The following is a 13,518-nucleotide window of genomic DNA, read 5'->3' on the forward strand; positions in this document are numbered from 1 at the left end:
CATCTTACAGTTGTCAATATAATGTGATGCAGTCTAAAAAGACAAAATAACGTTGGAGATCATTTCAGCATGAAAAAAATTGAAGCCATTATAAAACCTTTCAAACTTGATGAAGTAAAAGAAGCGCTTCAAAAAATTGGACTACATGGTATTACAGTAACAGAAGCGAAAGGTTTTGGTCGCCAAAGGGAACATACAGAACTTTATCGTGGTACGAAATATGTTGTTGACTTTCTACCTAAAGTAAAGATTGAAATTGTTGTATCCGATGAAAAACTAGAACAAACTGTTGATGCAATACGTAAAGCAGCGCAAACAAAACATATAGGAGATGGAAAAATATTTGTCTTTTCCATTGATGATGCCATTCGTATAGGCACTGACGAAACTGGAGTGGATGCTCTTTAATAGACAACAAAAATTCACTTTTTTATCACCCTCAACGCCATATTAAGGAAATTGAATATGACAACCGCATCCGATATTATCAAACAGATCGCAGACAACGAAATCCGTTTTGTTGATTTACGTTTTACTGATCCACGAGGAAAATTGCATCACATTACAATGGATATCGCAGAGATCAGCGAAGATACCTTTAGTGATGGTGTTATGTTTGATGGTTCTTCAATTGCCGGTTGGAAAACAATTAATGAATCTGACATGGTTTTAATGCCTGATCCCAAAACAGCGCATATTGATCCTTTTTTTGCTCAATCTACATTAGTCATATTTTGTGACATCCTTGATCCTGTCTCTGGTGAATTTTATCGTAGGGATCCTCGTTCTATCGCCAAAAGGGCTGAGGTTTATATGAAATCTTTAGGCATTGGCGATACAATCAATATAGGTCCAGAAGCAGAATTTTTTATCTTTGATGACGTGCGCTATAAAACGGACCCTTACAACACGGGGTTTAAACTCGATTCAAGTGAACTTCCTTCCAATGATGATACAGAATATGAAACAGGTAATCTAGGGCATCGCCCACGAATGAAGGGAGGCTATCTTCCCGTCCCGCCGATTGATTCCTGCCAAGATATGCGTTCTGAAATGCTCACAGCACTCAAAGATATGGGCGTACAAGTGGAAAAACACCATCACGAAGTGGCAGCGGGTCAACATGAATTGGGTATTCGTTTCGATACGCTCGTTCGCGAAGCGGATAAGATGCAAATTTTTAAATATGTCGTTCATCAAATAGCAAACAGTTATGGAAAAACAGCAACTTTCATGCCCAAACCGGTGTTTGGTGACAATGGCTCAGGTATGCACGTCCACATGTCTATTTGGAAAGATGGTAAGCCCATTTTTGCGGGAAATGAATATGCCGGACTTTCAGAAACCTGTTTGTTTTTTATCGGTGGCGTCATTAAGCATGCAAAAGCAATCAATGCCTTTACCAACCCATCCACAAATTCCTACAAGCGGTTGGTTCCTGGTTATGAAGCGCCTGTCCTTCTTGCCTATTCGGCACGTAATCGTTCTGCATCTTGCCGTATTCCAATGAGTTCTTCGCCAAATTCAAAACGCGTAGAAGTTCGTTTTCCAGACCCAACAGCAAATCCTTATTTAGCATTTGCAGCCCTCTTAATGGCTGGTCTTGATGGCATCAAAAACAAAATTCACCCTGGACATGCTATGGATAAAGATCTTTATGATCTTCCCTTAAAAGAACGCAAAGAAATCCCTACCGTTTCAGGAAGTCTGCGTGAAGCACTTGAAGCGCTCGACAAAGATCGTGGCTTTCTTAAAGCTGGTGATGTTTTTGATGATGATCAGATTAATTCCTTCATTCAAGTAAAGATGCAAGAAGTCTTGCGTTACGAAACAACGCCCCATCCTGTTGAATTTGATATGTACTATTCTGTTTAAACAATCATACCCATTTTTTTGATTTTTAAAATGGAGGTAAAAGCCTCCATTTTTGTGGATATTCTTCTCGTACAAGAGAGCAAATAGTGCAAAAGGCTTTTTACTTATCTACTTTTCCTTTATAATCATTCTGAATCTCTTCAAATGAATTAACAAGGTTTCTAATGGCGCGAATTTGTTTTCTCGTTTGCACTTTTTTATGCATTGTCCTTATCTCATCAAAAACTCAAGCACATGCAATTACAAATCAAAAACTCACAGCCCTTGAAAACGCAACTTCTTTTTATAGCAAAGCGCTTAAAAATGCCGATGCGAATGCCATCTTAAATGCTATCCCTCCCGAAATCATTAACAGTTTAACCGCTAAAAAAAATCTTAGTCAATCGCAATTTCGGCAAATTATGAAAAGCCAAATCGAACAGTTGTCAGAAAATTATAAGATTGAAAGTATCCACATTGACCAAAAACAAAAACGTGAAGGTACACTTGATAATGGCATTCCTTATTTTGTTATACCCGTTGAGCTTGTAACCACAACAAATTCTGGAAAAAAATGCTCTATTCAAACTGAAATTATTGCCCTATTTCATAATAATCAATGGTATTTTATCCGAGGGAATGACGAAGCAATCTTAAGTATAACCAATGAAGTATTTCCTGGACTTGAAAAAGTAAAAATCAATCCGCAAAAAATCACAAAAATACTATAGTAAAAAAAACTTATAAACAAGCTATGACAATTGTAGCAGCAGCCTTAAACTCAGCTTTTTTGTGAGCACGGTGTGCCATTGTCTCTTTATCTTTTCCCCATTGTTCCATCATCCAATCTTCATCTAAATGGGCAATAGACCAAGCATGATCCGCATCAATTTTTCCCGCAGCAACAGCAAGAGCAATAAGAGCAGATCCCGTTAAGGTTGTCATCATATGAAGTGCAGCAAGCATATAAGGAGACTCAACGCTACGCAAATAATGACTCACAGCTTGAAGTGCCTCTGGTGATTGTTCCACATGCATCAGCCCTTCTGTCAAATAAAACCGTGCACCCAGTTTTTCTTCTGCCCAATCTAATAAAGGATCCCATTGCTCAGATTGTTTTTGCACCAACTCTTTAGGTGTTTGTGCACGATAAAAGATCATATCACAGGCAACGAAACGCAATAAATCTTCAAAAACAACCTGCATATCATCAGCGATACCATCAATAACAGTATTCACCAGACGCGTCATTGGCATTTTTGTTGGATCAACAACGTGCTTTTGGCTCTCAAATTCCTGAGCAATGAACTCAGCAAACACTTCCGTTGGCACAAGAAAAGGGCGCTTTGCAGGCGTTTTAACGGGACGTTCATCCAATAAAATTGTAAAATCGCCCTCCTCACAAGCAATTTTCACTTGCTTATAAAACCGTTTGGGGTGTGATTGGCATGAAACATTTTGAGTATTCTGAACAGAACTATTTTTATTTAAGGGTCTATCAAAATGATTCAAAATTTCACGCATATTACTTCACCTCTGATATTTCAAAAAACGATTGATTTTCAAATCCCTATATATCTTATTTAAGATTTAAAGTGACTTCTTTCCCTATCCTAAATGAACGAAAAATCTTACCAATTCTAATCTGATTTTAAATATATCCTTTATTTAACGAACAAGACAATGATCTTGTCTATATATTCTAAAAACAGTTGTTAGAATAATTTTTGAAAAAGTTCTATCTTACTTAAAAAACTGAATGCATTAAATTTACTGATGAAAATGCGTTCATCACCTTCAAGTTATCCATCTACAAGAGCGGCTTCCACACACATTTCAGTCTTTTAAATGCTTTTCACAAAATTTTAAAGCAGAAAAACGTACATCCTTCAAAATATGGAGAAGTGTATTTTACTCATCAGTATACCTTTCAGCTGCAAAGGCACCCCAATTATTCGTCTCATATAGTTACCCATGCGTAAAGTTTTTCCTGCCTAATATCACAACCCTAAAAAGAAGTATTTGATAGTGTAATAGGATAACCATCATTGCCTCAAAATAGCTAAATTAGAATTATTCTTTGCACAATAAAACAATTTATTATTTAATTTTGTAGCATATTTTTATTAATATTGTTTAATAATATTTGTAACAATACGGTATTAACTCGTAAATTTGTATTAAAATATATTAAAAAATCTAAATTAAATTATAATTAACTAATTATTCTTAATATATTTCAGTAATTTATTTATATAATTAAAAGAATAGATCATGCAATCTGAAAATAATCCTTTTATCTATACACTTGGCCCTGCAGATACTAACTGTGCAGCTGCAGCACAATGGTGGCTTGACAATCACAATCAAAATATTTCATCCACTCACTCAAGATCTCGTATTATCTTATACGCAACTCTTGAAGAAGCATTTAATGAACTTGTTCAAAAAAAGATGGTTATCTCCTAAGCTGTGCTGCTTACCCTGATTTGCACACACTCATATTTACCCGTTTAGGTGACATGCAATTATTTGACAGCTTTATCATGCCTACTCACTCTATGGTTTTAGCTAAACGCAACAACGCTGATGAAATTAAAACCGTAGCGACTCATCCTGCCCCTCAATCTTTGGCTCATCAATACGACAAAATATTTGCCAACAGCAATGCTGATGCAGCCGTTCTTTGTAATGCTGAAAAAGCAGATGCTTGTATCACAACGTCAGTTGCGGCAAATCGCTATAAGCTAAGGATTATCGAAAATTTTGGACAAGTGCCAATGGCTTTTTTGCTCCATTCGTTAAAGTCAGCGCATCATGAAAAAATCTGAAGCACTTCTTTCCATTGTTAACTTGGTTGACAAATTCCGTATGCGCCAAGAACGAGATGGGAGTATTAAGGAACCAACTCTAGCAGATAATAATATGATCAGTGAATTGATCACTCTGCTGAATCACCATGCCAATATTCTGGACGGACTATCTCCAAAACTTTTAGCGATCACTTCTGAGGATCTTCATCAGTGGATGCTCAGTGGTTTCACTACTCCTCCTAAATTTGATAACACTTTAGCTGCTTTCAAAGCACCATTACCAGATGCTCCCTTGTTTTTCTTGGCTCCCATGCGTGCAACGAACGGTCCTGATCCAGAAGGATTCCGGCTGGAATTAGTTACAGGATATCGTCATGAAACGACCTATCTTGCTGATGCCTCAAAATATACCAATAATTATGTATCACCATTTCAATGTATAAAAATGGGAATAGCATCAAAGGGGTTTTTAGAAGGCAATTGCATTGTTCTATTCCCAGAATCTGTGGCAACCGCTAAAAAAATTGATAAGCAAGCATTTGCTTTGTTTTTTTTCAGCAAATTCTTTGATATTTACAACAAGCAGACAATTGTGGAAGCTGAACGTTTACTCGGTCGCGATAGTAAATTTCTGTTCGGTCAATTGTATAGTCGTAACTTATCTAAAGAGGACATTTATGATATTCGCTGTTTGTGGGGCTATTATCATGACTATGCACATCATACCGGACCGCGGCCATTGGATAAAAATCTATATATAAAATTAAATTGGTTTACAGGTCTTCTAGAAGAAATTAAAGTTGATTTAATTACAGTGCGTATGATGCTACAAAATCATCCAAAATTTTGGAAAGAAATAACTGAGTTTGTCCTCTTAGAACGCATATTCCGTTATCCAAAAGGTTCTGATCAACATATGACATTCGATGCTGGTACAGGAATCTTACTTTTTGAAATATTGATGCGTAACAAAGCATTGATTGAAACGGATCGGGGGTATCTTCAATTTGATTTGGAGCGTCTTGAAGCAGTAATAGTATTGATGATAGCAGATATAGAAGCACTTGAAACATTAGATGATGATGCTTATTTGGCAGGCGCTAAAGATTATATCCAAAATAATCTTGGAAAACCGCAAACTTCACAGTCAAGATTTAATTTTTCAACTTCATCTTATGCACAGCGCGTTATTGGGGGATTAAGTCATTGAGTTTCTTAAAAGGACGGTTATTCTTATTTACTTTTGCCATTCTCGCATTGTTTTCCATAAGTTGGTTATTATCTAAGAATTTGGTGAGCAATATACCAGTCATGCATGCGGTTGGACTGAGGTTGTTTGCTACTGCCGCCGCCTTATGGTTGATTGCACTATTGCGTGAGAAAGCTGTTTTCAGATCCCTACCATTACTTTCCATGATCCCTCCTTTTTTCATTCTATCAGTGTTAGGATTCTCGCTGTACTTTGTATGCAGCTTTGGTGCATTAAAATCGCTCAAAGCCAGTGATTTAACCATGGTTCTCGCCACTATTCCAGGAATTACCTATATATTGGGGATATTGACGAATAGCCTTATGTTTTCATGGTTCAAGCTTATCGGTATGATCATTGTCAGTATAGCTGCTATAGCATTCAATATAAACAGTGTAGAGGGGGAATATTACAGCCTCATAGGAATAGCTCTTGCTTTAACAGCAGCGCTTTCTTACTCTGCTTATGGCTTATTGTCTAAACGTTATCTTAAAAATTTACCTTTGCTCACCTCACTGGCTTGGATCACGACAATTTCTGCAGCGTCATTTATGCCGTTATTCATTTTTGATCCTGCTCCAATCTTATATCTTAATTTAGAAGATATATTTAAGATTTTGATTTTAGGAACTATTTGCTCAGCACCAGTTTACGTTTTGTACCAAAAAGTTTTAGCTGAGGGAGGTGTATTATACGCCAACACTATTGGTGTATTATCTCCTTTTGCAGTCGTTGCATGTGAATGGATAATTGGCTCGAGCACCTCTCTCAATATTATCAAAATAATTGCTATGATGATGGCTGTTATAGGAATGACACTCTTATTTATAGATGCATCAAAGGTATCTGAATGGCAACAGAAACGTCGTGCTCAAAATTCCAAATTTAATGAGGAAACACAATGAAAAAACTCGCGTTAGTTTGCCAACGCAATGCAAAACTACCATTTATATTTGAAGCTGCCAAGGCAGCTAATATCGAATTAGTAATGATCTATGATACCGCTGAAAGCGCTCCTACTCAACTCCCCGCAGCAGTAACTTCAACTTGGCAACTTCCTGTTTTTGATAAACCAGAAGCAGCTCTAGACACTTTTGCAATGGGAGTAAAAGAACGCAATATTGCTGGGGTTATGACCCTTCGTGAAGAAGCAATTCTATGGACAGCTTTGGCTTCAAAAAAAATCAACACTCCAAGTATTGAACCAGAAGTAGCAGCATTAACCAGAAACAAATATCTCATGCGTCAAGCTTTTTCTAAAGCAGGCTTAAGAACACCAAGATTTCTTTATATAGACAATCCAGAAGATCTATCACAAACACATGGCTTGGATTATCCGCTCGTTATTAAACCCGTCTCTGGATGGGCGAGTACAGGCGTAATGTTAGCTAAAAATTCCGCTGAACTTCCTGGCCTCATTAAAGCCGTATGGAATGTTCAGCATAAAGACATGGCACGTTTTAATGATAAAAATAAACCTATAGGTTTAGTCGTAGAACAGTATTTGCCAGGAAAAGAATTTGTCGTAGAATGTTTTGTTGATACAGCAGGTGTGCATGTTTTAGCCGTTGGCGACAAAGGACAACCTGAAGGACCATGGTTTGAGGAAACAATTTATCGTCAACGCTGTGATAGAGATGATCCTTTAATTATTGCTTTATGTGAGGTTGCATGCTCGGGCGTTAAAGCTCTTGGTATAAACATGGGTGCTGCCCATGTAGAGCTACGTCTCGATGCTCATAATTTACCTTATATCATTGAGATCGGCGCTCGTATAGGTGGATCAGGTGTCTCCCATTTTATTGTGGAACAAGGAACAGGAGTTTCATTTGCAAAACTCTGTATGAAAGCAGCTTTAGCGGAACAAACCCCAGACCTTCCTGATATACTCCCAGCTAAAAAAGTGGCTGCAAATTACATTATTCCTCTTCATGGTTATGGACGCTTCTGCGGATTTTTAGGTTTAGAGAAGGTTGTACAGCATCCTCAAACCACCAAAACTATAATTTTCTTTGAACCTGATCATATTTCACCACCTCCACCAGCATTTGGTGGATATCCTGGTTTTATTTTCTCTGTTCATGCCTCAGATCAAGAAGCGCGCGATTACCATAAATGGCTTGATAATACCTTAAGCATCCTATGGAAACACCATGTTGATCAATAACCCTATAAAGATTCCACTCAATCTAAATTTTTATATAAATTTCATCGATACAGGAAAAATCACAAGGCGATTTCCTAAAATTTCGCAAACACCTTTTTATTAAAGATGCATATTTCAAAAACAAAAGATTGAAAAAACTATAACCTATTTTTACAGCGCATTTTAATAGAAACTCTTCAATATTTCTATATTCGAAATAATGACGACCTATAATCGATTTTTTCGACATAATCACCCTCTTATCTCCACATCTCAAAAGAGAAAAAAGACCTTACCAACCCCACTCTGATTTAAGAATTATATTTTCATATCTATTTAACAGACAAGACAATGATCTTGTTCATATATTCGACAACAGCTGCTAGAATAATCTTTTTAAGAATTTATCTCGATTTAAAAACTGGAAATGTTGAATTTGATAGTGATAATTCACCCACAACCCTGCACACTTTCCATCTAAAAAGAGAGGCATATACTCTCACATATTTTTAAGATATTCCTCACAGAATATAACGCAAAGCAGAAAAGTGCACTTCACAAAAAATACGAAATGGTGCATTTACGCATCATCCATCTTTGCTTAACAGCAAACGCCCTCAATTAAAAATCAATACCTTCCTGCCTTTCTTAATGCCCCCGTCAAACGACGGTATTTTACAGTATATAGGACAACAATGCTGCTATTAAAAAACTGACGACGAATGCATCTCATATCTTGGTAAAACAACACAAACAGATTTAGAGTTTCACTGACACATTCTTTTCAAAGCATTTGAGTCCCTTATCAATGAAACAAAAAATTCAAAACAACGTGATCCTTTTATATTTATCAAAACACATGGATTATTTTAAAAAAAATTATTAAAAATGATAACGTAATCCACCAGAAAAACGCACGCCAGAAAAACCTGCCTTGGTTAGCTTATGCTGATAGCTAAGATCACTGTAAAGTGTAACTTTAGAGGAAAATTGTGCATTAATACCCAAACCTGTTTCTAAAGAAGAACCAAAAGCACCTAACTGGAAAACATCTTTTAGATGAACAAATTGTTTTTCACCAAAACGATGTGCAAAATGAATATTGCCCTTAAAGAAAATGATATGATCCTTTTCAGATGCTGTAAATATTTTACTTAAATATCCTCCAATACGCATCAACCACTGATCCCCTTTTTTCATCTCAACATCAAATCCATCAATATCACGAAACTTATCAAATTGAAGGTGTTGATAAATAAGCTGAATCTGCGGATCAAAAATAAGACCTTCATGTCCTGTCATAAACGCTTTACCAGCAGACAACGAAACATTCAGAGGATTTGCTTTTAATGTCGCCGTCTTACCCCAAGCATACGTAAGCACATCACCTTTCAAAAAACCATAAGATAAAAGACCGTCTACATAAAAACCAGTATTGTGTTCCACACTACCGTATGCCGTAAATAACCATTTATTAAACGGACTCTTTTGACTTTGTTTTACGTTACGAGGTTGTAAGGAAAGCTTCCCATAACTTCCCATCATTCCAAAAGATATCGTACTATATGCCCTCTCTATCGTTTTGAGTAAGATGTCTGTTTCTATAGCGTTATAATCAACATGACCATCGTAGCCATATTCAAGAGCAGAAAGATCTGAAACATACCGAGAACTCCCACCATAACCATAAACAGATAAAGCAAAATTTCCTTCAACTTTTAATAATTTACGAGAAATAGACCGCGTCGTTTGCAACTTCTTTTGTTGATTATTAATATCCATAATCCCCACATGAAACAAAGCATTTTGTAACAGAAGATAGGTCGGAACTTGTGGGACAACTTCCCTAATCTTTAGCTCAGAATGAGGAATAACAGACATCCCTAAAGCAGGCTGAATATACTTACTTTCAAGGCGAAAATCCCAAAAATCTCCCTCTCCTTCAACCAATCTTTGAGAAGTTTTTGCTGGTCCAAGAGAAGAAGCTGGACCATAGCCATTAAGATAATATTGGTAAGGCAAACCCTCTAAGGCAATATAAGCACGATTTAACTGAAAAGAATCCTCTGCCGCTTTTCCAGAAACCTGAATAAGTGAAATACTATGAGCATTTTCATCCGTTGCTATCTCCTCCTGTTTTCCTACAACAAATTGCACATAAACTGTCGTTTTTCCAGAAACATTACCGTGTATCAAAAGTCGATCAGTCTTTTTATTATCGAGCAAACCATCACTCTTGAGATGTGTATTGAGATAAATATCCGCCTTATCTTGCGCATTATAAACTTCTTTTTCTCCCTTCCCAATATAAAGTGTCTGATACTCGTGAAACATTGGGGAGGCAAAAGCAATAAAACTATCAGAAAGTTTTACAAATGAAATAAACGAACTTGTCCGATTTGCAGCGTGCGAATCTGTTTTTCTTCTTCCTGTCAAAAACCACTTTGATCCTTTTGTCAAATAAAGCTCAGCAATAGAATTATCATCAACACGAGTCCCCCCTATCAATGAAGAAGAATCTGCCAAAATCGCTACAGTCCCCCCTTTTTCAGCTGTTAACAATAAATCACCGGAAATTTTTGTGCCTTCTGTTACTCCAATATAACTCCGACTGTTATGACTATGAATAGCTGTTCCAGCTGGAACCTCAAAAACGGTCCTTTTCAAAAAAACAAGTCCCTGTTCGAACGCATTATTCTCTCCTCCCATTTCAAAATGCATACCATGCTTGTTTCCTATTGCCTTAATGGTTGAATCTTCAATATTAACCCGCGAAATTAAAATATTTCCTTTCCAACCGTCCCCAGATTGTGTGTTAAAATCTTGTCCAACAGTTAAAACATGAACATCCGTAGAAATAATATTCGTATTTTTTAAATAAATAGAACCCTGCTGTTTTACATTGAAAACTGTATGTGCAATTTTTTCATTTGTATTTTCTCTATCTTCTGTTTTTTGATGTTTTGAAGTAATGGTAACATTATCTAAAGTTGCACGCCCCCCTCTCCCCACATAAAGAGCAGCGGCATCATTCACATCAATAAATCCTCCTTTCATCTGAATATCCGCATCAGCACTAACGAAAAGAGCACTCTCTTGACCAAGACCCTGCCCCTCCACTTTAACTTTTGTATTCGTTAACGTAACAGATGCTCCTACTTTCTCTGCATAAGCAGCGACCTGAGACGCTTCAATCGTTCCACGATTGACCTCAATCATTCCACGATCAGCTTTAAGACCTATTGATACATTTTTAAAAGCTGAATCGCTCAAGACAATTTTTCCCCCTTGCGATACAACAGCACCATAAAGATCCTCTATACCCGCAATACCTTCAACCTCTATACGCATTGCCTGAATAACTGTATTTGGCTTCTGCACTCCTATAGCAGCAAGCAAAGTGAGAGAACTCCCCTTTTCATTCTTTGGTTTAACAGGTGTCGTGAACTTATATATTTTATCACTAATTGTATGCTTTGTACCATCACTGCATTCATAAGGTAATTTTTTTTCATCACATGACAGTGATACAAATGAGCGAGAATGCGCCTCAATATTTATGTTTAACAAAAAAGAAAAAATAGCTGCTGTAAAAACGCACGAGTACAAGCGATTATTAGATATCTTGATTACCATTGCTTTTCAAAACTTTCTTTTTTCAACAAAAACAAAAAATGCTGGCAAAACAATAAACTGCAAAATTAAATACAATAAGAATAAAATAAAAAGCTATTTTATTATTTTTCTGACAAATGACAGCACTTCATAATAGGTTTTGTATTTTATGTAAAGAAAGAACAAAAAATTTAAAAATATCATTGAGGATGACGATCCCTTTAAAGATTCATCCCCTAAAACGCTGAGAGTTATAGCACAAAGCGCTAGAAAACCAATCCCTCCAAAAATGCGAAAAAATGTGAATTTTGAGGAGATATAATATTCAACTTATCTCATTTCTCAAAAATAAAAATAAAACAAAATGATAATAATTTTAAAGATTCAAATGATCAAAATATGTTAATAAAAATATCATACAATGAGATACAGTAAAATCTATAACCACATCATTTCTTCAACCACAACAAAAAACCAAAGAAACGCTCACTGGGATATAAGCGAATGTACACAATTTCTAAATTAAAGTTGCCAGTTATCTAGCACAAAATTGAATAAACAAACAAAACTTCTTTTAATACCTATCATCAATGATGTGAATGAATCAATTGCAGCTTTGTCATCAGGTTTTGCATAATTTGATAGCAGGTTTTGCATCAATTTATTTTTTTTGAAGGGTTTTAAAAGGGGTTCTCAAAGGATTTTCAAAGATCTTTCAAAGCCTTTTCTCATTTTTTCTACAAAATCGCAATTTTTACCATTTTCCGCGTTTTTTTTTCCAATTTTAGGTATCAAAATCTATTTTGATAAAACGTGCATTTAATGGTAAAAATTGTACATAAAAACAAAAAATTACCACCTATTCCTAACTAATCCTACCTATTCCCACTTAATGCCAAACCTACAGTCAAACTACATCAATGAAATACTTTAGAAGATATCATCTAAAAACAGATCATAAAATGAAAAGCTATTTACATCAAAACCACTTGCATGACATTTTGAATTTTCAGATAAAAACTAAAATACAGTGAAACACTCACTATCCTGAAATTGAAAAGCATCAAAATAAAATTTCATAAAAATCTGTTCTATGAAAGCAATCTGCTTCTTATCGTTAAAGCAGATACTTTAGTTAAGCTATTTGGATCCCCTTTTTACATTGAATAAATCTCTAAACATTCCCCAATATCATCATCTGGCAATAACATCACTAGCACTCTCAGAACTGATAGATATCACTATACCAGGAGGGAAAAGAACTATATTTCTCTCCCTTTCCTCCATAATATTTTTCATTCAATTATTGCTTTCAAGATGAATATTTCATTTTTTCAAAGCTTTTTTTATTTTCTGGCGTTTTCTATCATTCTCAAGACGTAACATCAAATCTCGCTCTTGTTTGGTCGAATTGGTTACACCAAAAGTATCATTGTCCATAACCTGCTGATACCCTGCTACCATTAAGTTGACTAAAAATGAATCACTTCGTGGCGCTAATGAAAAATAGATTCCCTTTGAATCTTGTAATTTGTACCTATAACCTGCTTGAGTCATGCATTCATAAACTGCTGCAAACTCACTTACACGCGAATCCATACTTTCAGAAGAAGCATAGATCGGTTTCCAGCCACATTTTGACAGTGCTTGTTGGACCACAGACTTATCAACACCAGGCTTTTCCCATAATTCCAAGGTCGATGGGGGAGGTTTGCTAATACACCCAGCAGAGCTTAATAAAATGATAGAACTCAATAATTTCAATATTCTTTGCATCTCCCCCTCCTTCAATATCTACGATAGAAAGACTGATAAGTCCTCTCACATGCAAGATAACCCTC

The 13,518-nt window shown here is 36.0% G+C and carries 11 protein-coding genes; 8 read left to right on the forward strand and 3 right to left on the reverse strand.

Annotated features, from left to right (window positions below; translation table 11 throughout):
- Nucleotides 1-69: 69 nt before the first annotated feature.
- From BTR_RS06900 to BTR_RS06910, 3 genes are all read left to right on the forward strand, one after another.
- Entirely contained in the window at nucleotides 70-408 is a 339-nt protein-coding gene (locus BTR_RS06900; RefSeq protein ID WP_012231938.1) for a P-II family nitrogen regulator, read from the forward strand.
- Nucleotides 409-465: 57 nt separating this feature from the next.
- Complete coding sequence (gene glnA, locus BTR_RS06905; protein WP_012231939.1) at nucleotides 466-1,875, forward strand: type I glutamate--ammonia ligase; 1,410 nt, start codon at nucleotides 466-468, stop codon at nucleotides 1,873-1,875.
- Between the two features lie 164 nt (nucleotides 1,876-2,039).
- On the forward strand, nucleotides 2,040-2,585 hold the full coding sequence (locus BTR_RS06910; RefSeq protein ID WP_012231940.1) for a hypothetical protein: 546 nt from the start codon (nucleotides 2,040-2,042) through the stop codon (nucleotides 2,583-2,585).
- A 10-nt stretch (nucleotides 2,586-2,595) separates the two neighbouring features.
- Here BTR_RS06910 and BTR_RS06915 read toward each other — a convergent pair whose 3' ends face one another.
- Complete coding sequence (locus BTR_RS06915) at nucleotides 2,596-3,378, reverse strand: ATP12 family chaperone protein (protein WP_012231941.1); 783 nt, start codon at nucleotides 3,376-3,378, stop codon at nucleotides 2,596-2,598.
- A 750-nt stretch (nucleotides 3,379-4,128) separates the two neighbouring features.
- On the opposite strand from BTR_RS06915, the gene BTR_RS13270 reads away from it, so the two are divergent.
- From BTR_RS13270 to BTR_RS06935, 5 genes are read left to right on the forward strand one after another with little or no spacing between them, the layout of a single operon-like run.
- Complete coding sequence (locus BTR_RS13270; protein WP_049776840.1) at nucleotides 4,129-4,323, forward strand: hypothetical protein; 195 nt, start codon at nucleotides 4,129-4,131, stop codon at nucleotides 4,321-4,323.
- Nucleotides 4,324-4,376: 53 nt separating this feature from the next.
- Complete coding sequence (locus BTR_RS13275; protein WP_012231942.1) at nucleotides 4,377-4,685, forward strand: prephenate dehydratase domain-containing protein; 309 nt, start codon at nucleotides 4,377-4,379, stop codon at nucleotides 4,683-4,685.
- Nucleotides 4,672-5,877 carry a DUF6421 family protein gene (locus BTR_RS06925; RefSeq protein ID WP_012231943.1) on the forward strand — a complete coding sequence of 402 codons (1,206 nt, stop codon included), beginning with the start codon at nucleotides 4,672-4,674 and terminating at the stop codon, nucleotides 5,875-5,877. The genes BTR_RS13275 and BTR_RS06925 overlap by 14 nt, the downstream gene beginning before the upstream one ends.
- Complete coding sequence (locus tag BTR_RS06930; protein ID WP_081458164.1) at nucleotides 5,874-6,821, forward strand: DMT family transporter; 948 nt, start codon at nucleotides 5,874-5,876, stop codon at nucleotides 6,819-6,821. The genes BTR_RS06925 and BTR_RS06930 overlap by 4 nt, the downstream gene beginning before the upstream one ends.
- Nucleotides 6,818-8,083, forward strand: coding sequence for an ATP-grasp domain-containing protein (locus BTR_RS06935; RefSeq protein ID WP_012231945.1), 1,266 nt, complete (start codon nucleotides 6,818-6,820; stop codon nucleotides 8,081-8,083). The genes BTR_RS06930 and BTR_RS06935 overlap by 4 nt, the downstream gene beginning before the upstream one ends.
- An 861-nt stretch (nucleotides 8,084-8,944) precedes the next feature.
- Here BTR_RS06935 and BTR_RS06940 read toward each other — a convergent pair.
- Both BTR_RS06940 and BTR_RS06945 read right to left on the reverse strand, forming a co-directional pair.
- Entirely contained in the window at nucleotides 8,945-11,698 is a 2,754-nt protein-coding gene (locus BTR_RS06940; RefSeq protein ID WP_012231946.1) for an autotransporter outer membrane beta-barrel domain-containing protein, read from the reverse strand.
- A 1,305-nt stretch (nucleotides 11,699-13,003) separates the two neighbouring features.
- A complete protein-coding gene (locus BTR_RS06945; RefSeq protein ID WP_012231947.1) occupies nucleotides 13,004-13,453 on the reverse strand; it encodes a hypothetical protein in 450 nt (149 codons plus the stop codon).
- Nucleotides 13,454-13,518 lie beyond the last annotated feature (65 nt).

The sequence above is a fragment of the Bartonella tribocorum CIP 105476 genome (assembly GCF_000196435.1).
Taxonomy (GTDB): domain Bacteria; phylum Pseudomonadota; class Alphaproteobacteria; order Rhizobiales; family Rhizobiaceae; genus Bartonella; species Bartonella tribocorum.

Excerpts from the sequence above, each read along its gene's own strand:
- BTR_RS06900 (WP_012231938.1), top strand. The coding sequence starts at position 70 with ATGAAAAAAATTGAAGCCATTATAAAACCTTTCAAACTTGATGAAGTA.
- glnA (WP_012231939.1), top strand. The coding sequence starts at position 466 with ATGACAACCGCATCCGATATTATCAAACAGATCGCAGACAACGAAATC.
- BTR_RS06910 (WP_012231940.1), top strand. The coding sequence starts at position 2,040 with ATGGCGCGAATTTGTTTTCTCGTTTGCACTTTTTTATGCATTGTCCTT.
- BTR_RS06915 (WP_012231941.1), bottom strand. The coding sequence starts at position 3,378 with ATGCGTGAAATTTTGAATCATTTTGATAGACCCTTAAATAAAAATAGT.
- BTR_RS13270 (WP_049776840.1), top strand. The coding sequence starts at position 4,129 with ATGCAATCTGAAAATAATCCTTTTATCTATACACTTGGCCCTGCAGAT.
- BTR_RS13275 (WP_012231942.1), top strand. The coding sequence starts at position 4,377 with ATGCAATTATTTGACAGCTTTATCATGCCTACTCACTCTATGGTTTTA.
- BTR_RS06925 (WP_012231943.1), top strand. The coding sequence starts at position 4,672 with ATGAAAAAATCTGAAGCACTTCTTTCCATTGTTAACTTGGTTGACAAA.
- BTR_RS06935 (WP_012231945.1), top strand. The coding sequence starts at position 6,818 with ATGAAAAAACTCGCGTTAGTTTGCCAACGCAATGCAAAACTACCATTT.
- BTR_RS06940 (WP_012231946.1), bottom strand. The coding sequence starts at position 11,698 with ATGGTAATCAAGATATCTAATAATCGCTTGTACTCGTGCGTTTTTACA.
- BTR_RS06945 (WP_012231947.1), bottom strand. The coding sequence starts at position 13,453 with ATGCAAAGAATATTGAAATTATTGAGTTCTATCATTTTATTAAGCTCT.